The following is a 22,983-nucleotide window of genomic DNA, read 5'->3' on the forward strand; positions in this document are numbered from 1 at the left end:
TCAAGTCGCGGTCCGGATCGTATGCTTCGCGTCCGCGCCGGTCGCCCGCGGAGGGTTTGACTCACTCATACGGTGGAACCGGGCCCCGCAGGAGGGCGTCCATCCGGACGTATGAGGGATTCTCGTTCCAGCGGGCCGGTCCGTCCGGCCCCGCCTCCCACCCATCCCTGGGTCACCTCGGCCGGGCCGTGCGGCATCCGCCGGCCGGTGCGCCGATCGACGGTCCCGAGCTCCATGGTCGCGGAAAGGAACGAGTGTTCATGCGTCGGACACGTCGTCGACTGGAGCCGCTGCGGCGGGCCGGGGCGTCCCGGGTCGAGGCCCTGCGGGCGGGCGCGCTGCGGGCGTTGGGCCGGAGACCCGGGAGCCGACGCCGGGCGCTGACCGCGGCCCTAGCGGCGGCCGCGCTGGGCTGGCCGGTCCTGCCGGGCGCCACGGCGGCGCGCGGTGCGGGCGGGCCGTGCTCGTGCGGAGACCTCTGCTGCCCGGTGCCGGGCGGTCACCCGCACGACCCGCCGCTGATCGCCGCCACCACCGACCCGCGGATGGTGCGCTGGTGGTGGGAGCGGCGCTGTCCCGGGGCACCGGTCCTGATGGCCACCGGCCGTACGGTGTGCGCGGTCAGCGTGCCCGCCGTGGCCGGGGCCCGGCTGCTCGCCTGGTTCGACGGGACGGGGGTGCCGCTCGGGCCGGTGCTGGCCACGCCGTCCCGGTACCTGCTGCTGGTGGCGCCTTACACGCTGGACGAGTTGGGCGAACTGCTGGCGGAGCGCGCCTGGGTGCCCGGGGCGCTGCGCTACCACGGCCCGGGCGGGTACCTGCCGTTGCCGCCCTCGCGCACCGGCGCGGGGGGCGTGCACTGGGTGCGCCCGCCGCGCGAGGACGGCGTGTGGCTGCCCCAAGTGGAGGCCCTGCTCGGTGGATTGATCGCGGTCACCACGACCGCGCCGGACGGGAGCCGGCTGCCGTTCTGAACGGCCCGGCCCGCACGGCCGTTCGGGTGCGCCGCAGGCGTACCGTCCGGAAAAGCAAAAGGCCCGGCCGCTGGCGACGGGGGATGCACCAGCGACCGGACTGTTTAAAACAGTAACAAAGATCCGCGTGCGCGCCAATTTGTCCACGCGGCCCCGGTCTTGGAATCTTCCGCGACCAGGGCCGTTGAGCGGGAATTGTGACGCCCGTCACCGGTGGGTCAGTTGAGCGTGACCTGACGGTTCACCAGATTCGCGCGGGCGCGACGCTCTTCGGCGGTGAGCGGGGTGGACTCGGTGAGCGCGGTGGCCAGCTTCTCGGCGAAGGCCGCGGCGGGCTTCTCGCAGTCGGCCGCGGTCATCTCCAGCGGCAGGTCCCAGACCGGGACGGTCAGCCCGTGTGCCCGGAACGAGCCGACCAGGCGGGTGTCCGCGCCCAGCGAGGCCTCGCCGGAGGCGGAGAGCCGGGCCAGCGCGTCCAGCAGCTGCTCCTCGGGCACCGTCATGACCCAGCGCAGGTGGTTCTTGTCCGGGGTGCCGCACCAGTAGGCGGCGGTCAGGCCGTTGAGCTTCTCGGTCGGGATGGCGGAGGCGTTGGCCCGCTCCAGGGAGGCCGCCACCTCACCCTCGGCGCTCTGCGACTCCTCCAGCCAGAACTCGAAGCCGGTGTGCACGGTCGGGACGAACTCGGCTGTGGTGTCGAGCAGTTCCTGCAGCCGCCGGCCGCCGGGAACGGTCCGGCGGGACGGCACCGGGCTGCCGGGCGGGGTGGTCAGCGCGAGCTCCAGCGCGTCCGCCAGGTCCCGGCTCAGGTCGCCGGAGGAGGACTGGGTCTGCAGGCCCAGCAGGATCGAGCCGTCCGGGCGGCGCAGGGCCGGCCAGGCCAGCGGCAGCACGGTCGCCAGCGTCACCGAGGGCACCTCGCCCTCGGCCTGCTCGGCCACCCCGGCGGCCAGCGTCAGCGGCACGGTGGCGGCGGGCACCAGCTCGCGCAGCGCCACCCAGTCGGCCTCGCCCGGCAGGCCCTCGAACGGGCGGTGCACCAGCTCCTGCACCGCGTGTGCGGCCTCCCGGCCGTGACAGGCCTTGTAGCGGCGGCCCGAGCCGCACGGGCACATCTCGCGCGCGCCGACGACCGGGACCTCGCCCGCGGTCACGGTGGTGGACTGGCTGCGCTGGGGCGACTTCTTGGCGGCCTTCTTGGCCATGGTGCGGCTCTCCCGGTGACGGCGACGTCTTGCTCCGGGCAGCCTACTGAGAATTCCGGGCCTTCCCCCGCGTACGGCGTCCGGCGGGCCCCGCGCCCGGGCCCGCGCAGCCCGCTCAGGCGCTGCGGACCTGCCGCCCCGCGCTGTCCGGCCGCCCCGGACCGTCCGGCCGTCCGGCCGGGTTGGCCGCCGGGCGCCGGCCGTCGGCGGGCAGCTCGGCCCAGACCGTCACCCGGCCGGGTGCGTGCCGCACCCCCCAGTCGCTGGCCAGCTCGCCCACGATGTTCAGGCCGCGACCGCCCCGGGCCGTCACGGACGGCCGGGCGGGCAGGGGCCTGGTGGCCGCGCCGCCGTCCGTCACCTCCAGGGTGAGCAGGCCGTCGCCGTGGGTCTGCCAGCGGACCAGTACCGCGCCCGCGTCCCCGTCCTGCTCCGGTTCGGCGAGCCGGACGAGCGGCCGGGCATACCGGCAGGAATTGCTGAGCAGTTCCGACAGGATCAGCACAGCATCGTCAATCACCGAATCCGGTATCTCCCGATCGCCCAGATCGCGCCGCAACCGCCGTCGCGCCACGCCCACGCTCGCCGGACCGTGCGGCACTGCCAGGGTCGATGAAGCCGGCTCGGCCTTCTCAGGCACAGAACGCGCCACCATCAACGCCACCCCCGGACCTCCTTCGCTTCTGCCGAGGGATGGATGCCCCCTGGGAATGCGTCGGAAACGACCGTTCACCGATCCCTGACGGCCATTTCCGGGCTCGCAACTCACGGTGCTCGAAAGGTGATTAGATGCTCACGTTGTGTTGTGGGAGAGGAGGAATTACACCCCTTTCCACACTTCGCGCCCCCTGTGCGCCCCAATGCGCCCACAGGGTCCCGAGAACGGCGCGCGGCCGGGTCAACCGCGCCCCCAGGACAGGCCCTAGCGACCCAGCTGCTCCAGCACCTGGCGCGGCCGGTTGGTGATCAGCGCCTCCACCCCGAGCCGCACGCACAGCTCGACGTCGGCGGGCTCGTCCACCGTCCACACGTGCACCCGGTGCCCGGCCCGCCGCAGCGCCGTCACCAGACCGGGGTCGCGCCGCACCAGGTCGATCCCGGGCCCCGCGATCCGGGCCCCGCCGGGCAACGAGCCGATCCGCCCCAGCAGCGGCAGCCGCCGCTCCAGCAGGTACACCGTCGGCACGGCCGGCGCCGCCCGGCGGACCCGGTGCAGCGCCAGTTCCGAGAAGCTCATGATCCGCACCGTGGACCCGGCGGGGTCGGCCGACCCGTTAGGCAGCAGGCCGAAGCGGTCCAGCGTCCGCAGCAGTTCGGCCTCCACCCGCCCGGCGTACCGGGTCGGGTGCTTGGTCTCGATCGCCAGCTCGATCCGGCGACCGCTGTCGGCCACCAGCTCCAGCAGCCGGTCCAGCGTCAGCACGGAGGCGGGCCTCGGGTCCTGCGGCGACTTCCAGGAGCCGAAGTCCAGCTCGCCGAGCTGGGCGAGCGTCATCGCCGACACCGTGCCGCTGCCGTTCGAGGTGCGCCGCACCGTCCGGTCGTGGACGCAGACCAGCTCGCCGTCGGAGGTCAGCCGGACGTCGCACTCCAGCCCGTCCGCGCCCTCCTCGATCGCCCGCCGGTAGGCCTCCTCGGTGTGCTCGGGCAGCGCCGCGGACGAACCGCGGTGGGCGATCACCCGGACGGAGGTGCGGTCGGGCGGGCCGGCGGAGGCCGCGGCGGAGTCGAGGGGCTGGGTGTCCACGACGATCACCCTACGCGGGCCACAATGGCCGAAAGCCACCGCCACGGGGAACGTGCGGTGAACAGGTCCCCGGTGACGGCGGCTCGGTGGCGGTCCCGGACCGGTGACGGCTACCCCGGTTGCGGCGACCCCGTGGAGGCCGCCGACCGTTGCCGGCCTCAGACCGGCCGGCGGACCAGCGTGGTCGCCCAGGTGGCCAGCGCGGCGGCCAGGAACGCGAACAGCGAGGCCGAGGTCCACGGCTGCGCCTCGAAGCCCACCGCTGACTGCAGGTCCTGCCAGAAGCCGGTCCACCAGCCGGCCACCGGGGTCGGCGCGATGAACTGGTAGGTGGCGAAGCCCACCGCCCACGGCAGCAGCATCAGCGGCCGGGCCGGGGCGTCCTGCTCCAGGTTCCAGCCGCCGCGGCCGGCGCCGAAGAAGTAGTCGACCGCGAGCACCGCGAAGAGCGGCACGAACACCGCGCCGATCAGGTAGAGGAAGTTGGTGTAGCCCTCGCTGAGCTCGTGGATCCACAGGGCGAGGCCGGTCACCAGGGTGCCGATGCCGACGGTCAGCACCCGGCGGTCGATCCGAGGGAAGAGGTTCTGCACCGACATGGCCGTCGAGTACACGTTCGCGAACGACTGGTCGGTCTCCCGCAGGACCAGGACCAGCAGGAACACCCAGCCCGCCGTCACCCCGGTGAACGAGTCGAAGATCTTCGCGCTGTCGCCGTCCTGCTGGAGCAGGGCGATCAGGCCCAGCACGTAGCACCAGACCTGGGCCACCGTGTAGCCGGAGAAGGTGCCCCAGAACGAGGCGCCCGGGGTCCGCGAGTGCCGGGTGTAGTCCGCGGCCAGGGGGACGAACGAGATGGACACCGCGATCACCGCGTCCGTCGCGGTCAGGAAGCCGTCCCAGTTGCCCGCGCCCGGGTCGGGGAAGCCCTGCCGGCCCAACTGCACGGTGAAGTAGACCATCGCGACGCCCACCGCGATCGCCACGTACTTGCGCAGCACCGCGATCGAGCCCAGCGGCCAGATCGTCAGCACCGTCGTCAGCGCGCCGGCGAGCAGCACGAACAGCCAGCGCCAGCCCTGCGTCCCGGCCACGTTCTGGGCGCCGCCCGCGATCACGATCAGCTCGAACACGCCCCAGCCGATGCACTGCGCGATGTTCAGCACGGTCGGCAGGTACGACAGTCGCGTCCCGAACAGCCCGCGCAGCACGGCCATCGCCGGTGCGCCGGTCCGGGCGCCGATCAGCGCGGCCACGCCGAGCATCGCGGTCCCGATCACGGTGCCGACCACGATCGCGGTCACCGCGGCGGCGAAGGAGAGCTCGGCGCCCGCCGTCCCGAGCACCGTGGCGGCGCTGGAGAAGCCGATCAGGCTGATCCCGAGGTTGGCCCAGAGCGCGAACTGCGCACGGAAGTCCAGGGTTCTCGGAGGTTCGGTGTCGAGCACCAGGGGCGCCTCGGGACGCTCGGCCACGGCGGTGGCGGACGTCGAGGCAGGGGAAGGCGAAACAGCCGTCATGGCCGATACTCCCTACGCCGGCATTACCCGGACAGGTTCCGGCGGTCTGCGTCCCCTCGACCGTCCATGCCGTGGTACCCATGGCGTACGGTCGAACAGCGCACTCTCAGCCTGGTTGGTCCAAGCTCCCGCGTCGTTTCAGTTTGGAGCGCCAGGCTAACGGGATCGGCGTCGAACGCCAAGGCCGGGCGGGGTGCCGTCCGCATCGCGGGACTTCTCCGCAGCGCGGCCGGACGGCCCCGCCGGGCCCGGTTGTCGGGAGCGCCTAAGCATTCTCATGACTTCTTCAGGGGGCTGCTTACGGCAACTGAATCGGTCGTGCGAAAAACTATGGCCAAGGTCCTGTCAGCTATGGAGGTCGTCCGTGAGCACCGAGCACGAGAGTGGGTCCACCGGGGCGCAGGAGGGTCAGTCCTCCGGCGTTCCAGAGGCGGGTGCTCTGTCGAAGCCGGCCGAGACCGCCCCGGCCGCCCCCGGGTACATCGACGCACCGCCGCCGGTGCTGCCCGCCGCGCCGGCCCCCGCCCCCGCGCCCGGCTACCTGGACGCACCGCCGCCGGCCGCGCCCGCCGGGTTCGCCGCTCCGGCACCCGCCGCTCCGGCCGCGCCGGTGCCCGTGCTCGCCGAGGGCGCGCCGCAGGGCGACCCCAACCCGTACGCCTCCCCGGCGGCCGGGCACCCGCAGGCCGCGCCGCAGCCGCCCGCGGGCGAGCCGCACCACCCGTTCGGCGCCGGGCACCCGCTCGGCGGCTGGGGCACCCCGCCCGGCGGTACGGGCGGTCCCGGCCACCCCGTCGAGTGGGGCACGCCGGCCGTCCCGCCGCCCGGCCCGCGTCGCCGGCGCGGCGGCCTGATCGCCGTGGTCGCGGCCGTCGCCGTGCTGGCCGGCCTGGCCGGCGGCGCGATCGGCGTCTCGCTGACCGACGGCAAGGACGGGTTCGCCGGCTCCACCAGCCGCACCAGCACCACCGTGACGGTCGGCGACAACCAGAAGGCCCTGGACCGGGCCCCCGAGTCGGTCGCCGGCATCGCCGCCAAGGCACTGCCCAGCACCGTCACCATCAAGGCCCAGGGCTCCAGCGAGTCGGGGACGGGCACCGGTTTCGTCTTCGACACCGAGGGCCACATCCTCACCAACAACCACGTGGTCGCCCCGGCGGCCAGCGGCGGCAAGCTGACGGTCAAGTTCTCCGACGGCTCCTCCTACCCCGCCTCCGTGGTCGGCCGGGCCCAGGGCTACGACGTGGCCGTGGTCAAGCTCGACAACCCGCCGAAGGACAAGCTCGTCCCGCTGCCGCTCGGCGACTCCGACAAGACCGCCATCGGCGACGCCACCATCGCGATCGGCGCGCCGTACGGCCTCGAGGGCACCGTCACCACCGGCATCATCAGCGCCAAGGACCGCCCGGTCGCCTCCGGTGACGAGACCGGCTCCCAGGCGTCCTACATGAACGCGCTGCAGACCGACGCCTCGATCAACCCGGGCAACTCCGGCGGGCCGCTGCTCAACGCCTCCGGCCAGGTGATCGGCATCAACTCGGCGATCCAGTCCAACAGCGGCGGCTCCAGCGGCCGGGCCGGCTCGATCGGCCTCGGCTTCGCCATCCCGATCAACCAGGCCAAGTGGGTCGCCGAGACGCTGATCAAGGACGGCAACCCGGTCTACGCGATCCTCGGCGTGCTGCGCAACGACGACTACAAGGGCGACGGCGCCCAGATCCAGACCAAGGACGTCCAGGGCACCCCGGCCGTCACCCCCGGCGGCCCCGCCGACCAGGCCGGCCTCAAGCCGGGCGACGTCATCACCAAGCTCGGCGGCATCTCCATCGACAGCGGTCCGACCCTGGTCAGCGAAATCTGGACGCACAAGCCGGGCGAGAAGGTCGACGTCGAGTACACCCGCGACGGCAAGGCCGCCAAGACCACCGTCACCCTCGGTGAACGCAAGGGCGACAACTGACCCGAGCACCCGAAACGGTGTGCACCGAACCCCCCGGAACCCGTTAGGCTGACCTCCGCCTGGAGAGCTGCCCGAGCGGCCTAAGGGAACAGTCTTGAAAACTGTCGTGCGGTGACCCCGTACCGTGGGTTCGAATCCCACGCTCTCCGCCGCACCCGGCCCCCGATCCGCACCAGCGGTCGGGGGCCGGTCGCCGTTCCGGCCCCGTGGACGAGCCGCCCGGGGATCGGCCGGACGGGTGGATCCCCGCCCAACGTGCCCCGCCCGTACCGTTCCTGACGCACCGCTCGCCGAGAATCGGGCGCCCGGGGCGCGGCCCGGCTGCGACAGGCGACAGGTGACGGACGAGGCGGGGCGGATGACGTCGAGTGCGGTGCGGCGGCCGGGGCCGGTGGCCGGGGTGCCGGCCGGGGCGCCCCGGATGGTCTGGTACGCGGCGTACGCCTCGAACATGCACCTGGCCCGTCTGACCTGTTACCTCGCGGGCGGCCGTCCTGCCGAGGGGGCCCGGACCCTGCCGGGTGCCCGGGACGGGCGGCCGCCGGTCGGGGCGGTGCCGGTGCTGCTGCCGGGGCGGCTGCACTTCGCGCTGGAGTCGCTGGTCTGGGGCGGCGGGATGGGCTTCTACGACCCGTTCGACGACGGCGAGATGCCGGCCCGGGCCTTTCTGCTGCGGGCCGGGCAGTTCGCCGACGTCCTCGCGCAGGAGCGGCGCCGTGCGCCGGGCACCGACCTCGACCTGGGCACCGTCGTCGCCGAGGGACGCGAGCGGCTGGGCCCGGGCCGGTACGAGACGCTGCTCTGCGCCGGGGTGCTGGACGGTCATCCGGTACTGACCTTCACCGCCCCGTGGCGCAGTGCCGAGGCCGAGCTGAACGCGCCCTCGGCGCCGTACCTGCGGGCCGTCGCCACCGGGCTGCGCGAGGGCCACGGCTGGGACGCGGAACGGTCGGCGGCCTATCTGAGCAGCCGTCCGGGGGCGGCGGGGGTGTGGTCGCCGGGCCGGGTGGAGCGGGTGCTGCGGGGAGCCGGCGAGGCCGGGCACTGACCGCGTCCGCCCGGCGGTCCGGCCACCGCCCGGGCTGGTGCCCCGTGGCCGGCCACCGCCCGGGTGGCTGCTACCCGGCTGCTACCACGTGGCCCAGTCGAGGTTCCAGCCGCTCAGCCCGTTGGCCGGGTCGAGCGCCTGCTTGTGGACCGAGCCGCGCACGGTGACCACGTCGCCGACCATGCTGTCGGCGTAGTACCGGCCGGCCGTCGAGTTCGGGTCGCCCGCCGCGGTGTCGACCAGGCCGATGCAGCCGTGGCTGATGTTGGCGCGGCCGACGGCGCCGCCGGCGAGCGGGTTGCCGTGCACGTAGGTGCCGGTGTTGGTGAGGCGCAGGGCGTGCGGCCGTTCGGTGTCGTAGCCGGCGCCCACCAGGCCCGGGACGCCCTCGGAGCGCATCCGCTCCATCCGGCTCATGGCCGAGACCACCATGGTCCCGTTCCAGGAGGGGTTGTTGTTGTCGCCGGCCGTGATCGGGATCTGCTGGTCGGGCTGGCCGGCCTTCTTGACGACCATCTGGTGGGCGCTCGCGTCGACCTCGCTGATCTTGGAGCGTCCGATGGTGAACTCCTCGTCGCGGTCGGTCGCGCCGTACACGCCGGGGGAGAGCTCGACGCTCTTGGTGCGGAAGTGCACCTTGACCTTGGTGTCGGGCTTCCAGAAGGACTCCGGCCGCAGGTCGAGCCGCCGGTCGTCGAACCAGTGGCCCTTGACCACGGTGCCGTCCGAGGCCTCGACGGTGACGGCCTTGGCGGCCGCCTCCTTGTTCTTGACGTCGCCCGCGAAGTTCACCGAGATGATCATGCCGACGCCGAAGGTCTCGCCGGTGACCACGTTGTCCTCGGCCTTGACCGTGCGCTTCGGCGTCAGTGTGGTGAAGGCGCTGGTCGCGGTGGTCGGCAGACCGTGGGCGTCGGCGGCCTCCGCGCTGACCCGGTACGCGGTGCCGACGGCCAGCCCGGCCGCCGGCGCCCAGCCGAGCCCGTCGGGGGTGATCGCGCCGGCGACCGGCGATCCGGCCTGGTCGGTGACGTCCACCTTGGTCAGCTTCCCGCCGGCCACCGCGACCTTGAGTGCGCCCTGCGGCGCCACGTCCACCGTGCCGTTCCCCGGCTCGACCGTGAGCACGGCCGCGGAGGTCTTCGGCGCCCCGCCCGTCGCGCCGCCCGCGGTCCCGCCCGACGCGGCCGTGCTCGCCGGCCCGCCCGGCGAGGTGCCTCCCGCGCCCCCGCACCCCGCGAGCAGGAGCATCCCGCTCAGTGCCGCCAGCAGTGCCGTCCGCCTGGTCATGTGTCCCCCGTCCGGTCGCCCGCGTGTACCGGGCGTCCCCCGTCGTCCCCCGGGGTCCCGTCGACCCCGCAAACATGTACGTGGCGTACGGCGCCGAGGATGCGCCGGTCCCGCCGCTGTTCCCGAACGGTTACCGAACGCCCCCGCCGCGCCCCGGCAGCCCCCCCGCCGCGCCCCGGCAGCCCCCCCGCCGCACCCCGGCAGCCCCCCGCCGCACCCCGGCAGCGCCCCGCCGCGCCCCCGCCGACTCTCCGGCAGGCAGCCTTGCCGCCGTCCCCGCCCGGGGGCAGAGTGCGGAGCGGACGGGTGCGAGGACGCGACCGCGAGGAGCGAGGTCCCCATGGGTGATCTGGTCGAACGGCTGGCGCAGGGGCTGCCCGAGGGCGCCGTGGTGGTGGACCCGGACGTGGTCGCCTCCTACGCCCGCGACATGGCGGGGTTCTGCGCGGCGGGCGTGCCCGCGGTGTTGGTCCTCCCGCGGACCGTGGAACAGGTGCAGCACGTCCTGCGGACGGCGACCGACCTGCGCGTCCCGGTGGTGCCGCAGGGCGCCCGGACCGGTCTGTCCGGCGGGGCCAACGCGGTGGACGGCTGCATCGTCCTGTCGCTGGTGGCGATGGACCGGATCCTGGAGATCGATCCGGTGAACCGGCTCGCGGTGGTCGAGCCGGGCGTGGTCAACGCGGTGCTCTCCCGGGCCGTGGCCGAGCACGGGCTGGCCTATCCGCCGGACCCGTCCAGCTGGGAGTCCTGCACCATCGGCGGGAACATCGGCACCGGCGCGGGCGGCCTGTGCTGCGTGAAGTACGGGGTGACCGCCGAGTACGTGCTGGGCCTGGACGTGGTGCTCGCGGACGGGCGGCTGCTGCGCACCGGCCGCCGGACGGCGAAGGGCGTCGCGGGCTACGACCTGACCCGGCTGCTGGTGGGGTCGGAGGGGACGCTGGGTGTGGTGGTGCAGGCGGTGCTGGCGTTGCGGCCCGAGCCGGCGCCGCCGCTGGTGCTGGCGGCGGAGTTCGCCGCCACGGAGGCCGCCTGCGCCGCGGTCTGCGAGGTGATGGCCGGCGGGTTCGCCCCCTCGCTGATGGAGCTGATGGACGCCACCACGGTGCGGGCGGTGAACGAGATGGCCGCGATGGGCCTGCCGGAGAGCACCAGGGCGCTGCTGCTGGTGGCGTTCGACGGGCCGGACCAGGCGGCGGAGGTGGCGGCGGTGGCCGAGCTCTGCCGGGCGGCGGGTGCCACCGAGGTGGTGCCGGCGGAGGACCGGGCGGAGTCGGAACTGCTGCTCCAGGCACGCCGGTTGGCCCTGCCGGCGCTGGACCGGATGGGTACCACCATGATCGACGACGTGGCGGTGCCGCGGTCGCGGCTGGCCGACATGCTCGCGGGAGTGGCCCGGATCGCCGAGCGCGGCCGGCTGACCATCGGCGTGGTCTCGCACGCCGGGGACGGCAACACCCACCCGGTGGTGGTCTTCGACGCGTCGGATCCCGAGGAGACGGCCCGCGCCGAGCACTCCTTCGAGGAGATCATGGCGCTCGGTCTGGAACTCGGCGGCACGGTCACGGGGGAGCACGGCATCGGCCTGTTGAAGCGGGACTGGCTGGCCCGGGAGTTGGGGCCGGTCGGTCTGGAGCTCCAGCGGCAGATCAAGTCGGTCTTCGACCCGCTGGGGATCCTCAATCCGGGTAAGACGCTCTGACGTTCATTCAAATGATCGTCGTCGGGTGGGGCCGGGACATCCCGGGATGGCTGAAAGTGCCCGCCCCGGTGGCCGATGCGCATTCCGCGGGGCGTGGATGGGTTCGTGTGCGCTGGTGGTGGTGCGAAAACGGTGCGGTGCTGCCGCGCACGCCCGCGCAATTCAGGCCCGTGATCCGACCGTTCGGGCGAAGTCGCAGGCCACGGGCGGTGTGTCGGCCGGCGGTCCGCGTATTCCCGGACTGCGCGGATCCGCGGTGATGTCACGCTAACGGGCGAAAAGCCCTGCCGGTACTGGCGCTTTGTCGATTTGTTGCGGAAGGCTGTCTTCCGGCGTCGCAGCCCGCACGGGTTCGTCTGGCAACGAACTCCGGCATTGATCACCACATGTGCAGCCCGGCGGGGTTGAAGGCTCTTGGAGGACTCATGGTGCGCTACCGAACGAAACGGCCGGCCGGTCTGCTGCTCGCCACCCCACGCGCCGAAAACGGCGCACCGGCCGGCGAGGGTTCCAACGGCCTCCCGGTGTCCGACCTCGGCAGTGGGTACGTCTTCGTCCCGGTGCCCGGCGGCTGATCCCGTTCCGATGCCCCACACTCCGACGCACCGACGGTGCCGCTGACGGCGGGGGCGCCCCAGCGGACGAACGGTACGGACGGACCGACGCGACACCCCGGGGAGCGGAAAGGGTCACCCCGCACACCGGCCTCGACGGGCGGCACCGGCAACGGCGCCGCCCGTCGGCGTACCCGGGCCCGGACCGCGGCCGGCCGCCGCAGCCCGCGGCCCAAGGCCCCCCGCAGCCCGCGGCCCAAGGCCCCCGCAGCCCGTACCAGAGGCCCCCGCTACCGTCGGACGGTCAGCGTCGCCCCCACACTCGCCGCCACCACGCAGGCGATCCCCGCCACCTGCACCCACCCCAGCAGCTGGTGCAGCAGCACCAGCCCCACCAGCGCGCTCACCGCCGGGTCCAGGCTGACGATCACGCTGAACACCCGCTGCGGCATCCGCCGCAGCGCCGTCATCTCCAACGCGTACGGGATCACCGGGAACAGCAGCGCCACCCCGGCCACGGCGAGCAGCAGCAGGACGGGCACCGAGGCGTCCGCGAGCCCGTGCCAGGCGTCGGCCGCACCGAACGGTGCCAGCACCAGCGCGCTGATGGTGAACGAGACGGCCAGCCCCTCGAAGCCCTGGAACGCGGCCCCGACCTTGTCGGTGAACAGGATGTACCCGGCGTAGCAGGCCGCCGCCCCGAAGGCGCAGGCCAGGCCGACCGGGTCCAGCCGGGAGCCGCCCGAACCCTCGCCGAGCAGGGTGAGCAGCACGACCCCGCCACCGGCCAGCAGCGCCCAGAGCAGGTGGGAGAGGCGTCGGGCCAGGGCGAGTGCCACCGCGAGCGGTCCGAGGAACTCGATCGTGGAGGCGGTGCCCATCGGCAGCCGGTCGACGGCCCCGGCGAACAGTGCGGTCATGCCGGCCGAGGCGACCCCGAGCAGGACCGCGAGGCCCAGGTCGCGGCGGCTGCGCCCGCGCAGCCGGGGGCGGGTGGCGGCGAGCAGGACGGTGGCCGCGACGGCCAGCCGCAGGAAGGTCGCGCCGCCGACGCCGAGGACGGAGAACAGCGGCTTGGAGGCCGCGATGCCGATCTGGACGGAGAACATCGCCGCCACGCACAGCAGCGGCGCCGGGATGCTTCCCAGGCGCCGCTGCGTGTTTCCGATCCAGGAGCCGGCCGTCGGCCGGTCGGCCCCGGCCGTTCGGCCGGGCGGGGGATCGGTGCTCACCGTGGGCGCCGTCCCGCGTCGTCGCCAGCCACCGCGCTCGCCGGCGGGCTCGCCCTTGGGGGAGGGCGGCATGGCAAGGGCGTCGGCGAAGGTCTCGCCGGTCGGGGACGCCTGCGGCCGGACCGGGGTGGTCGGCCCGCAGGAGTTGGCAGTGGTGGACATGGGACGAGTGTGACGTAAGGGGTATGAAAGGTCCAAACTCATTACCACCAGATGGGACGGTGCCGCCGGGCAGGTGAACGCGGCTCCGGCCGCGCGCGCCGAACCGGAGGATTCGATGACGGGTCAGTAGCTCTGGAGGGTGCGCTACTTAGGCCCGGCAGCTCTCACCGCAGCGTCCCTCGTCCTGCTCCTCGCCACCGACCGGACCGTCCTCGACCCGGGCGCATGGCCGCCCGGCGGGGCCGCGCGCAGCGGTTCGGAGCTCGCCGCGGCCGCCGCCCCCGCACCGCCGCCCCCGCCGCGGACCGTCCTGCCGGACCCGCCCGCCCGCCGTGCGGCGATGCCCCGGGAGGTCTTCAGCGGTGCCGGGTTCGACGTCTGCACGGCCCCCGCCCCGGAGACCATGCGCGCCTGGTGGGACGCCTCCCCGTACCGCGCGATCGGCATCTACACCAGCGGCGACCAGCGGGCCTGCGATCAGCCCCGGCTGACCGCGGCCTGGGTCCGCGAGGTCCGGGCGATGGGCTGGAAGCTCGTCCCGACCCACGTCGGCCTGCAAGCGCCCTGCCGTCGGTCCGCGACCAAGCCGAAGCGGATCCAGCCCGCCACAGCCGCCGAACAGGGCCGGCAGGAGGCGGCGGCCGCGGTGGGCGCGCTCCGGGCGCTGGGCCTGGGCGACGGCAGCCCGGTCTACCTGGACATCGAGGCCTACCCGCGCGGGGACGCGGTCTGCAGCCAGGCCGTCATCGAGTTCACCCTCGGCTGGACCCAGGCCCTGCACGCCGCCGGGTACCACTCGGGCTTCTACTCCAGCACCGACTCCGGCATCGCCGACCTGGCCGCCGCCGCCCGGGTCGGCAGTTCCCCGCTGCCGGACGCGGTCTGGTACGCCCGCTGGGACGACCACGCCACCACCGTGGACGGCAGCGGCCCGCTCGCCCCCGACCTGTGGCTCGACCACCAGCGGATCCACCAGCACCACGGCAACGTCGAGGAGAGCTACGGCGGAGCCGCCCTCACCGTGGACCGGGACCGGCTGGACGCCCTGGTCGCACGCTGACCGCCACGCCGGCCCGCGCGCCCGCCCCCCGGTGTGAGCCGCTCGTCTCATCCCGGCAACGCCTGCTGACAGCAGGCCGCCGGGCCGTCAGAATCGGGCCGACACGACGTGCGCTACTCGGCGGTAGGGCTTGCCCCGCCGCTGCCCGGTCAAGGAGGACCCGTGTACAGCACGATGCAGGACGTCCCGCTCACCGTCGCCCGGATCCTGGCCCACGGCTCCACCGTCCACGGCGGCTCCACGGTCACCACCTGGACCGGCGCGGAACCGGTCACCCGGACGTACGCCGAGGTGGGGGCGCGTGCCGCGCAGCTCGCCCACGCCCTGCGGGACGAGCTCGGCGTCGCCGACGCGAGCGTCATAGCGACGTTGATGTGGAACAACGCCGAGCACCTGGAGGCGTACCTCGCGGTGCCCTCGATGGGTGCGGTGCTGCACACCCTCAACCTGCGGCTGCCGTCCCACCAGCTGTCCTACATCGTCAACCACGCCGCGGACCGCGCGATCATCGTCGACGGCAGCCTGCTGCCTCTGCTGGCGGGCGTGCTGCCGCAGCTGAACCCGACCCTGCGGCACATCGTCGTCAACGGCGAGGGCGACCGCTCGCTGCTGGACGGCTTCGCCGGCACGGTGCACGGCTACGAGGAGCTGATCGCGGACCGGCCCACCGCGTACCCGTGGCAGACCGACGTCGACGAACGCCGGGCGGCCGCCCTCTGCTACACCTCCGGGACCACCGGCGACCCCAAGGGCGTGGTCTACAGCCACCGGTCGGTGTACCTGCACTGCCTCCAGGTCAACGCCGCCGACAGCTTCGGCCTCACCTCCCGGGACCTCGCGCTGCCGGTCGTCCCGATGTTCCACGTGAACGCCTGGGGCCTGCCGCACGCGGCGTTCATGTCCGGCGCGAACCTGCTGATGCCCGACCGCCACCTCCAGCCGAAGCCGCTCGCCGAGATGATCGACCGGTTCCGGCCGACCGTCAGCGCCGCCGTCCCGACCATCTGGAACGGCCTGCTGGACGAGCTGGACGCGGGCAGCTACGACACCTCCTCGATCCGGATGGTGGTGATCGGCGGTTCGGCCTGCCCGCCCGCGCTGATGAAGGGCTTCCGGGACCGCCACGGCATCCAGGTGGTGCACGCGTGGGGCATGACCGAGACCTCCCCGCTCGGCACCTTCGCCCTCCCGCCGGGCGGCCTGACGCCTGAGCAGGAGTGGCCCTACCGGATCACCCAGGGGCTCTTCCCGGCCTCCGTCGAGGCCCGGCTGATCGGCCCGGCGGGCGAGCGGATGCCGCACGACGGGGTGGCCCAGGGTGAGCTGGAGGTCCGCGGGCCGTGGATCGCCGGCGCCTACTTCGCCGGGGCCGGGCAGCAGCCGGAGCGCCCGGAGGACAAGTTCAGCGAGGACGGCTGGCTGCGCACCGGCGACGTCGGCACGATCACCGCGGACGGCTACCTGACCCTCACCGACCGGGCCAAGGACGTGATCAAGTCGGGTGGTGAGTGGATCTCCTCGGTGGAGCTGGAGAACCACCTGATGGCCCACCCCGAGGTGGCCGAGGCCGCCGTGGTCGCCGTGCCGGACGACAAGTGGGGCGAGCGGCCGCTGGCCACCGTCGTGCTGCGGCCCGGGGCCGCGGCCGGCCTGCCGGAGCTGCGGGCCTTCCTGGCCGAGCGGATCGCCTCCTGGCAGCTGCCGGAGCGCTGGGCGATCGTGCCCGCGGTGCCCAAGACCAGCGTCGGCAAGTTCGACAAGAAGGTGATCCGGGCCGAGTACGCGGACGGCCTGCTGGAGGTCGTCCTGCTCGGCAAGGAGTAGCCGCACCGCCCACCGCATACCCCCCGGGGAATACCCCCAGGGGGTATGTCGTTGTGCTGGACCGGACCGCCCGTCCGAACAGGAGGCGCCGCCATGGACCGCCAGCACCAGCACCCCGGACACCCCGCCCGGCCGGGACACCCCGCCGCGGCCGACCGCGGCTGGCGCACCGCCGCACTGGCCACCCTGCACTGCCTCGTCGGCTGCGCCGTCGGCGAGGTCCTCGGCCTGGTCCTGGGCACCGCCCTCGGCCTGCACACCGGCGCCACGATCGCGCTCTCGATCGTGCTCGCCTTCGTCTTCGGCTACGCGCTGACCATGCGCGGCGTGCGCCGGGCCGGCCTCGGCCTCGGCCCGGCCCTGAAGGTCGCGCTGGCCGCCGACACCGTGTCCATCGCGGTGATGGAGCTGATCGACAACAGCGCGATGCTCGCCGTCCCCGGCGCGATGGACGCCGGCCTGAGCGACCTGCTGTTCTGGACCTCGCTGGCCGGCTCCCTGGTGCTGGCCTTCCTGGTCACCGTGCCGGTCAACCGCCGGCTGATCGCGCTCGGCCGCGGCCACGCGGTGGTGCACGCCCACCACTGACCGGCCCGGGCGCCGGCACCCGGTGCCGGCGCCCGGATCGACCGCACTCAGCCGACCGTGCTGACCTCGCCCATCGCCCCGATCCGGCCGAGCAGGTCGACGATCCGGGACTGCACGTCCTCGGTGGTCGACCGCTCGGCGAGGAACAGCACCGTCTCCCCGGTCCGCAGCCGCGGCAGCTCCTGCGGATCCAGGTCCACCGACGTGTAGACCACCAGCGGCGTGCGGTGCAGCCGGTCGTTGGCGCGCAGCCAGTCCAGCAGCCCGACCCGGCGGCGGCGCACCTGGAGCAGGTCCATCACCACCAGGTTGGGCTGCACGCTGCTGGCCCGGGAGACCGCGTCGTTCTCGTCCAGCGCGTGCTCGACGTGCATCCCGCGCCGCTCCAGGCTGCTGGTCAGCGCCGCCGCGATGTCCGGGTCGGACTCCACCAGCAGCACCCGGGCCGCGTGGTTCTCGCCGTCGCGCGGTGCGAGGGCGCGCAGCAGCACCGCCGGGTCCGCGCCGTACGCGGCGTCCCGGGTGGCCTGGCCCAGACCGGCGGTGACCAGCACCGGGACCCGGCTGTTCAGCGCGGCCGTGCGCAGCGACTGCAGTGCCGTCCGGGTGATCGGCCCGGTCAGCGGGTCGACGAAGAGCGCCGCCGGGAAGCCGGACACCTGGGCGTCGACCTCCTCCCGGGAGCGCACGATCACCGGGCGGTAGCCGCGGTCCTCTAGCGCCTGTCGGGTCGACGGATCCGGCTCGGGCCACACCAGCAGCCGGCGGGCGCCGTCCGCCGCCGGCGCGACCATGGTCGGCGGGTCCGCCGGGACGGCCGCGGACGGCTGCTCCCCGGGCCGGCCCACGCCGGACATCGGCAGCTCCGAGACCGGCCGCGGCGGGGTCCGCGGCTCCATCCCGGCCGACTGCTCCGCCGCCTCGGCCGCCTCCGAGCCACCGCCGGAGGGAGGCAGCGCCGGCAGCGCGGGCCGCTCCACGGCCGCCGGGACGGCCGGGACGAGGGCGTCCGGCTGGGGCAGGGGCTGCGGGCCGGCATCCGGGAACGCGCTCGGGAAGGCACCGGCGAAACCGCCGCCCATCGGGCGCGGCGGTGCCAGCTCGCCGAGCCCGCTGCCGACCGGCCGGGGCTGCTCGGGGGCGTCCCCGGCCGGGGACGCCGACGGCAGCTCGGGCCGGGCCGGACGGGCCAGTTCGAGTTCGGCGGCCGGCCGCTCCGGCTGCGGATCGGCGACCGGTGCGGGCGCCGTCGCCTCGGCCGGCTCACCGGGAACGGCGAGCCGGCGCCGGCGGCCGGTCGGCCGGGCGGCGGGCGCACCCTCCGGGCCCGCCCCCTGCGCGGGCACCGGCGCCGCGACGGGCAGGGCGTTCTCCAGCCCCGGGTACAGGGCCGTGCCGGGATCGGGGACTCCGGGGATGGACAGCGCGCCCGAGGACTCGTCCCCGGCCGGCAGACCGCGCCTCCGGCGGGACGGCCGGGTGGGCTCGGCGGCCGGCGCCGCGGTGTCCGGGGCGGGCCCCTCCGCGGGGCCGAGCGCGATCGGAGTGCGGGGCTGCGGGGCCGCCCCGGGCCGCGCCTGCTCGGCGGCCGCGGCGTCCTCCCGGCCGGAGTCCCGCGCGGACGCCGGCTCCTGCGCCGTCGGCGCGGGCCGCGCCGGCGGTTCCTCGGCCGGCTGGTCCGGCTTCGGGCGGGCCGCGGCCGGGCCACCGGGCTCGCCGGGCCGCGCCGACGACATCTGGGGCAGGTCCGGCAGCATCGCCGTGTCCGTCTCCTTGGGCACCCCGACCGTGCGGGCGGCCCTCGGCGCGGACGGGTCCAGCGGCAGCTCCACCACGTACGTGGTGCCGGCCCGGTTCGGCAGCTCGTGCCGTTGCAGCACGCCTCCGTGGTGCTCCACGGTCGTCCGGGCGATCGGCAGGTGCACCGCGCTCGGGCGGCGGGACGGCCCGCGCACCTCGATCCGCGCCACCTCGCCGCGCTGCGCCGCGGCCAGGACGACCATCGGCAGCTCGGTGCCGCCCGGCGGGAGGGCGGGTACGCCGAGCCCGGGCGAGTCCGACCGGACCCCGGTGACCTCCAGCGACGGGGTGACGCCGCTGACGTCCGCGACCAGGTGGGCCAGTGCCCGGGCCAGCCGGTCCCGGTCCACCGAGAGCTCGACCGGGGCGGCGTGCACGGAGTAGCGCACCCGGCCGGGCCCGACCAGCTCGCCGGCGAACTCGACGGCCTTCTGGACCACCGTGTCCAGGCCGACCTCGGCCCGCTCGGTCTGGTCCTTGCCGTTCTCCGCCGCGACCTCGAACCGCTGGTGCGCGAGCACCCCGTCGATCAGCGTGGAGAAGCGGCGGCACTCGTCGGCCAGCCGCCGCAGGGTCCAGTTGGCCTCCGGCCAGAGCTGTCCGGCCGGGTCGCCGGCCAGTGCGTCTATCCGCCGGTGCAGGGCGGTCAGTGCGTCCCCGAGCTCCTGTTCCAGGACGGCGGTCAGGTGTTCGTTGCGGGCGACCAGCGCCAGCTCCCTGGTCCGGTCGGTGAACGTCATCACCGCACCGACCAGCTGGTCGCCGTCCCGGACCGGCGCGGTGGTCAGGTCCACCGTCACCGGGGTGCCGTCCTTGCGCCACAGCACGGTGCCGCGCACCCGGTGCTTGCGGCCGGAGGTCAGGGTGTCCAGCAGCGCCGAGCCTTCCAGGGCCAGCGGGCTGCCGTCGGCCTGGGAGTGCTGGATCAGCGGGTGCAGTTCGCGCCCGCCGAGCTCGCTGGCCCGGTAGTCCAGGATGTGCGCGGCGGCCGGGTTGACCAGGACCACCCGCCCGTCCAGGTCGACCCCGAGGACGCCCTCGGCCGCGGCCCGCAGGATCATCTCGGTCTGCTTGTGCTGGCGCCGCAGCTCGGCCTCGACCCCGAGCCGCCCCGAGACGTCGCGGACCAGGAGCAGCAGCAGCCCCTGGCCGGACCCGCCGCCGGACTCCCGGTACGGGTCGTACGAGAGGTAGCCGAGGCCGTCGCCGCCGGTGCGGTCGTCCTCGAAGTCGTTTCCGGCCACTTCGACCGGGAAGCTGGACCCGTCGGTACGCCGGGCGGTCATCCGGACCGGCTGGTCCAGACGCTCGGGCTCGCTCGCCTTGGGCCGCATCGAGCCGGGGATCCGGCTCGGGTCGAACTCGGGCAGCAGGTCCAGTACCCCTCGGCCGACCAGCGAGGTGCCGGGCGCCTGAAGGCTCTGGACCGCTGCCTTGTTGGCCTCCACCACGGTGCCGTTGCTGTTGACCAGCAGCAGCGCGTCCGGCAGGGCGTCGAGTATCGCGGCGAGGCGAGCAGCGCCTCGGGTCGGCCTGCTGCTCACGTCGACAGGTCTCCTCACGGCTGGGGGCCGCCGCTGCGACTCGCGGCACGCGCTCTCCTCGGGAGACTGGAGTATCTCATTCTTCTTTGCGTCGTGGTCGACCCGGCTAGTAACGTTGTCGGTGGTTGGTGCCGGAGCCTCAGGCTGTGGCATCATCGCTTTCGCGCGGAGTGCATCGCAGCAAGCGGTGCGGTCCGAGTGGAGGAGGCGTCGCCTAGTCCGGTCTATGGCGCCGCACTGCTAATGCGGTTTGGGTCTTAAAGCCCATCGAGGGTTCAAATCCCTCCGCCTCCGCCTCCACGCAGAGCCCCGTCGGTGAGACACCGACGGGGCTCTTCGCGTTCCGGCCCCCGCCGGGGCCGCCCGGCGGGGGCCGGAGCAATGGATTTCACCCCAGGTCGAGGGTCATGTAATGTTGTCCCCGCACCGCCCGGTTGGCCAGTTCGACCGGGCGAGCGCTCATAGCTCAACGGATAGAGCACTTGACTACGGATCAAGAGGTTGCAGGTTCGAATCCTGCTGAGCGCACCACAACCCCGCTCGTGGCCCCTCGGGGCCGCCCGAGCGCTCATAGCTCAACGGATAGAGCACTTGACTACGGATCAAGAGGTTGCAGGTTCGAATCCTGCTGAGCGCACCAGCCGAAGGCCCCGGACGAATCGTCCGGGGCCTTCGTCGTGTCCGGGCCCGGCTCAGGCGAGCTCGGTGGGGTTGATCCAGCCCGGGTCGCGCCGGTCGAGGAACCATTCGGACGTGGTGACCGGCCGCACCCGGTTGAAGGTGTCCGGCCCCGGGTCGTACCGGATCAGCTCGGGCCGGGCGCCCTGCGCGGTCAGCTGCTCGGCCAGCCGGGCGACCAGTCCGGGCGGCCCGCTGAGGTGGACGTCGTGCCCGGAGAGGTCCCGGTGCCGGAGCAGCCCGGTGCACAGCGGCCCGCCCGCCTGCCCGGGCTCGGCGTCGCCGTCGTGGCCGGCGGGTGCCACCACCACCTCCAACCGGCGGTGGCGCCGCGCCAGCTGCCGGACGGTGGCCAGGTCGTACGGGTCGGCGCCGCCGCGGGCGGCCAGGTGCAGGGTGGTGGGCCGGCCGCCGTCCAGGGCGAGCTGCTCGACCACTGACTTGATCTGCGCCCAGCCCGTCCCGCCCGCCACCGCGAGCACGGGGCGGGTGGAGCCGGGGTCGAGGACGGCGTCGCCCAGCGGCGGCCCGACCCGGACGGTCTCGCCCGGCAGCACGTCGTTGACCAGCACGGTGCTCAGCAGCCCGGCGGGCACCCGCCGGACGTGCAGTTCGAGCGTGCCGTCGGGGCGCGGGGCGCAGGCGATCGAGTAGGGGCGCCAGACCTTCGGCACCCGGGGCGAGGACAGCGTGAGGTACTGCCCGGCGGTGAACGGGTACGGCCGGTCGGGGGCCAGGGTGAGGACGACGAGGTCGGGTGCGGCCCGGCGCCGGACGGTCACCTCGGCCTGCCACCAGTCGGGGGCGTCCCGGGCGGCGCCGGCCGCGGCCTCGATCATCGTCTGGGAGATCACCGTGTAGGCCTCGGTCCAGGCCTTCTCGGCCTCCTGGGTCCAGTAGTGCCCGGAGAAGTGCCGGAGGGCGGCGATCAGACTGGCCCCGATCGCGGGGTAGTGCGCGGGGGCGGCGCCGAACTTGCGGTGGTCGCGGCCGAGGGCCGTCAGGTAGTCGCGGAGCCGTCCCGGTTCCTCCATCCGCAGCACCAGGTGGGTGAGGGAGCTGAACAGCCGGTCGCGCTGCTCGTCCATCCGGGCCGGGAAGAGTGCCCGCAGGCCCGGGTTGTGGCTGAACAGGTGGGCGTAGAAGTACTTGGTCAGCTGGTCGGCGCGGCGTTCGACGACGGCGAAGCTGGCGCGGAGGACGGCTGGGTCGAAGGGCACCGAGGCGGCCTCAGCCGGCGGTCGGGGACGGATCCGCCGCCGCCGGGGCCGCGAGCATGGTGTCGGCGATCGCCTCCTGCACGGCGGCCCAGGTGGACGCGTCCCCCGCGGTGGGGCCGGCGAAGTGCGCGAGCGTCGCCGTCAGACTGGCGCGGACCGCGGGGAGGTGCTCGGGGCGCACGCCGTGGCCGGCCTGGCGGCGGCCCAGCTCCCGGAGCGGGCCGATCAGGCCGTCGACGCCCCCCGGACGGGTGACCAGGGCGCCCAGGGCGGCCCACAGCCGCTCCTGCGGCTCGTCGAGGTCCGCGACGAACAGCCCGCGCAGACTCGGGTTGTGCTCGAACAGATGCCGGTAGAAGTGGGCGGCCACCTCGGCACCGTGCGGCTCGACCAGGGCGAAACTGCTCGTGATGACGGCGGGATCGATAGTCACGGTCGCTGACTCTACTGAGCCGTCCGCTAATTCGAACAGTGATGGCTGATGAATGGTCAAACAGCCTGTGGTAAATCCCGGTTGGACGGTTCCGGAGATGGCTTGAATGCGTCGGTTGCGGGTAGTTCCCCTACGGCCGGCCGGGCGCCGACCAATCGGGTGCCAGCGGGGCAGACCCGCCGGTGTCGCGGTTTGACCGACTCCCGATCGTGATTCCCTTTTGTCGGATGTTATGGGTGTGTCAGAACAGGTGCCAGGCCCGCGACTTGGCGGACTCCACCGTAGGGAGAGTCGGATGATCCGACGGTCTGCGCGACGTGCGCCGGTAGCCGAAGTCCACCGGCCAGGGTGCGCCGGAAGGCGCCGGTCGGCCCGCCGGGCCGCCACCGCGCTGCTGGCCGCCGGCCTGCTGATCGGCTGGAATTCGACGCCCGCTCCG

17 protein-coding genes, 4 tRNA genes and 1 riboswitch are annotated in these 22,983 nt (G+C 74.2%); of the genes, 12 read left to right on the plus strand and 9 right to left on the minus strand.

Features of this window, described 5'->3' with window-relative positions:
- Positions 1-260 precede the first annotated feature (260 nt).
- Positions 261-974 carry a bifunctional DNA primase/polymerase gene (locus tag ACIOFR_RS18690; protein WP_400998375.1) on the plus strand — a complete coding sequence of 238 codons (714 nt, stop codon included), beginning with the start codon at positions 261-263 and terminating at the stop codon, positions 972-974.
- Between the two features lie 218 nt (positions 975-1,192).
- Here the strand turns inward: ACIOFR_RS18690 and ACIOFR_RS18695 are convergent, their stop codons facing one another.
- The 4 genes from ACIOFR_RS18695 to ACIOFR_RS18710 all read right to left on the minus strand — a co-directional run bounded on the left by ACIOFR_RS18695 (position 1,193) and on the right by ACIOFR_RS18710 (position 5,446).
- Entirely contained in the window at positions 1,193-2,179 is a 987-nt protein-coding gene (locus tag ACIOFR_RS18695) for a DUF5926 family protein (protein ID WP_400998378.1), read from the minus strand.
- 115 nt (positions 2,180-2,294) lie between these two features.
- Entirely contained in the window at positions 2,295-2,834 is a 540-nt protein-coding gene (locus ACIOFR_RS18700; protein WP_400998476.1) for an ATP-binding protein, read from the minus strand.
- Between the two features lie 267 nt (positions 2,835-3,101).
- Positions 3,102-3,926 (minus strand): glycerophosphodiester phosphodiesterase, encoded by an 825-nt coding sequence (locus tag ACIOFR_RS18705; protein ID WP_400998381.1) that lies wholly within the window; start codon positions 3,924-3,926, stop codon positions 3,102-3,104.
- A gap of 158 nt (positions 3,927-4,084) precedes the next feature.
- Complete coding sequence (locus ACIOFR_RS18710) at positions 4,085-5,446, minus strand: purine-cytosine permease family protein (RefSeq protein ID WP_400998384.1); 1,362 nt, start codon at positions 5,444-5,446, stop codon at positions 4,085-4,087.
- Positions 5,437-5,588, minus strand: a riboswitch (TPP riboswitch). (Overlaps the previous gene by 10 nt.)
- 222 nt (positions 5,589-5,810) lie before the next feature.
- Between ACIOFR_RS18710 and ACIOFR_RS18715 the strand changes: the two genes are divergently transcribed.
- The 3 genes from ACIOFR_RS18715 (at position 5,811) to ACIOFR_RS18725 (ending at position 8,454) form a co-directional block, all read left to right on the plus strand.
- Positions 5,811-7,406, plus strand: a complete 1,596-nt coding sequence (locus tag ACIOFR_RS18715) for a S1C family serine protease (RefSeq protein WP_400998387.1) — start codon at positions 5,811-5,813, stop codon at positions 7,404-7,406.
- 61 nt (positions 7,407-7,467) lie between these two features.
- Positions 7,468-7,555, plus strand: a tRNA-Ser gene (locus tag ACIOFR_RS18720).
- A 209-nt stretch (positions 7,556-7,764) separates the two neighbouring features.
- Positions 7,765-8,454 (plus strand): histone deacetylase, encoded by a 690-nt coding sequence (locus ACIOFR_RS18725; RefSeq protein WP_400998390.1) that lies wholly within the window; start codon positions 7,765-7,767, stop codon positions 8,452-8,454.
- Between the two features lie 81 nt (positions 8,455-8,535).
- Here the strand turns inward: ACIOFR_RS18725 and ACIOFR_RS18730 are convergent, their stop codons facing one another.
- Positions 8,536-9,744 (minus strand): Ig-like domain-containing protein, encoded by a 1,209-nt coding sequence (locus ACIOFR_RS18730; RefSeq protein ID WP_400998393.1) that lies wholly within the window; start codon positions 9,742-9,744, stop codon positions 8,536-8,538.
- A gap of 340 nt (positions 9,745-10,084) precedes the next feature.
- Between ACIOFR_RS18730 and ACIOFR_RS18735 the strand changes: the two genes are divergently transcribed.
- A complete protein-coding gene (locus tag ACIOFR_RS18735; protein ID WP_400998396.1) occupies positions 10,085-11,449 on the plus strand; it encodes an FAD-binding oxidoreductase in 1,365 nt (454 codons plus the stop codon).
- 425 nt (positions 11,450-11,874) lie between these two features.
- On the plus strand, positions 11,875-12,024 hold the full coding sequence (locus ACIOFR_RS18740) for a hypothetical protein (protein WP_400998399.1): 150 nt from the start codon (positions 11,875-11,877) through the stop codon (positions 12,022-12,024).
- Between the two features lie 269 nt (positions 12,025-12,293).
- On the opposite strand, the gene ACIOFR_RS18745 is transcribed toward ACIOFR_RS18740, so the two are convergent.
- Complete coding sequence (locus tag ACIOFR_RS18745; RefSeq protein WP_400998400.1) at positions 12,294-13,397, minus strand: EamA family transporter; 1,104 nt, start codon at positions 13,395-13,397, stop codon at positions 12,294-12,296.
- 139 nt (positions 13,398-13,536) lie between these two features.
- Between ACIOFR_RS18745 and ACIOFR_RS18750 the strand changes: the two genes are divergently transcribed.
- The 3 genes from ACIOFR_RS18750 (at position 13,537) to ACIOFR_RS18760 (ending at position 16,869) form a co-directional block, all read left to right on the plus strand.
- Positions 13,537-14,457: a DUF1906 domain-containing protein gene (locus ACIOFR_RS18750; protein WP_400998403.1), complete on the plus strand. Its 921-nt coding sequence runs from the start codon at positions 13,537-13,539 to the stop codon at positions 14,455-14,457.
- 162 nt (positions 14,458-14,619) lie between these two features.
- Positions 14,620-16,281, plus strand: a complete 1,662-nt coding sequence (locus tag ACIOFR_RS18755) for a long-chain fatty acid--CoA ligase (protein WP_400998406.1) — start codon at positions 14,620-14,622, stop codon at positions 16,279-16,281.
- Between the two features lie 93 nt (positions 16,282-16,374).
- The gene (locus ACIOFR_RS18760) at positions 16,375-16,869 is read left to right on the plus strand and encodes a DUF4396 domain-containing protein (RefSeq protein ID WP_400998409.1); all 495 of its coding nucleotides are present in this window, start codon (positions 16,375-16,377) and stop codon (positions 16,867-16,869) included.
- Between the two features lie 47 nt (positions 16,870-16,916).
- On the opposite strand, the gene ACIOFR_RS18765 is transcribed toward ACIOFR_RS18760, so the two are convergent.
- Entirely contained in the window at positions 16,917-20,213 is a 3,297-nt protein-coding gene (locus ACIOFR_RS18765; RefSeq protein WP_400998411.1) for a PAS domain-containing protein, read from the minus strand.
- Between the two features lie 203 nt (positions 20,214-20,416).
- On the opposite strand from ACIOFR_RS18765, the gene ACIOFR_RS18770 reads away from it, so the two are divergent.
- The 3 genes from ACIOFR_RS18770 to ACIOFR_RS18780 all read left to right on the plus strand — a co-directional run bounded on the left by ACIOFR_RS18770 (position 20,417) and on the right by ACIOFR_RS18780 (position 20,853).
- A tRNA-Ser gene (locus ACIOFR_RS18770) sits at positions 20,417-20,507 on the plus strand.
- A gap of 161 nt (positions 20,508-20,668) precedes the next feature.
- Positions 20,669-20,744 (plus strand) — tRNA-Arg (locus ACIOFR_RS18775).
- A 33-nt stretch (positions 20,745-20,777) separates the two neighbouring features.
- A tRNA-Arg gene (locus ACIOFR_RS18780) sits at positions 20,778-20,853 on the plus strand.
- Positions 20,854-20,905: 52 nt separating this feature from the next.
- Here the strand turns inward: ACIOFR_RS18780 and ACIOFR_RS18785 are convergent.
- Entirely contained in the window at positions 20,906-22,111 is a 1,206-nt protein-coding gene (locus ACIOFR_RS18785) for a globin domain-containing protein (protein ID WP_400998414.1), read from the minus strand.
- Between the two features lie 10 nt (positions 22,112-22,121).
- On the minus strand, positions 22,122-22,544 hold the full coding sequence (locus ACIOFR_RS18790) for a globin domain-containing protein (protein ID WP_400998416.1): 423 nt from the start codon (positions 22,542-22,544) through the stop codon (positions 22,122-22,124).
- Between the last annotated feature and the right edge of the window lie 439 nt (positions 22,545-22,983).

The sequence above is a fragment of the Kitasatospora sp. NPDC088346 genome, from assembly GCF_044740765.1.
Lineage (GTDB): Bacteria > Actinomycetota > Actinomycetes > Streptomycetales > Streptomycetaceae > Kitasatospora.

Bases quoted from the DNA above. Each gene is read 5' to 3' on its own strand.
- ACIOFR_RS18760 (WP_400998409.1), top strand. From the start codon at position 16,375: ATGGACCGCCAGCACCAGCACCCCGGACACCCCGCCCGGCCGGGACAC.
- ACIOFR_RS18710 (WP_400998384.1), bottom strand. From the start codon at position 5,446: ATGACGGCTGTTTCGCCTTCCCCTGCCTCGACGTCCGCCACCGCCGTG.
- ACIOFR_RS18725 (WP_400998390.1), top strand. From the start codon at position 7,765: ATGACGTCGAGTGCGGTGCGGCGGCCGGGGCCGGTGGCCGGGGTGCCG.
- ACIOFR_RS18730 (WP_400998393.1), bottom strand. From the start codon at position 9,744: ATGACCAGGCGGACGGCACTGCTGGCGGCACTGAGCGGGATGCTCCTG.
- ACIOFR_RS18690 (WP_400998375.1), top strand. From the start codon at position 261: ATGCGTCGGACACGTCGTCGACTGGAGCCGCTGCGGCGGGCCGGGGCG.
- ACIOFR_RS18740 (WP_400998399.1), top strand. From the start codon at position 11,875: ATGGTGCGCTACCGAACGAAACGGCCGGCCGGTCTGCTGCTCGCCACC.
- ACIOFR_RS18745 (WP_400998400.1), bottom strand. From the start codon at position 13,397: ATGTCCACCACTGCCAACTCCTGCGGGCCGACCACCCCGGTCCGGCCG.
- ACIOFR_RS18735 (WP_400998396.1), top strand. From the start codon at position 10,085: ATGGGTGATCTGGTCGAACGGCTGGCGCAGGGGCTGCCCGAGGGCGCC.
- ACIOFR_RS18695 (WP_400998378.1), bottom strand. From the start codon at position 2,179: ATGGCCAAGAAGGCCGCCAAGAAGTCGCCCCAGCGCAGCCAGTCCACC.
- ACIOFR_RS18700 (WP_400998476.1), bottom strand. From the start codon at position 2,834: ATGGTGGCGCGTTCTGTGCCTGAGAAGGCCGAGCCGGCTTCATCGACC.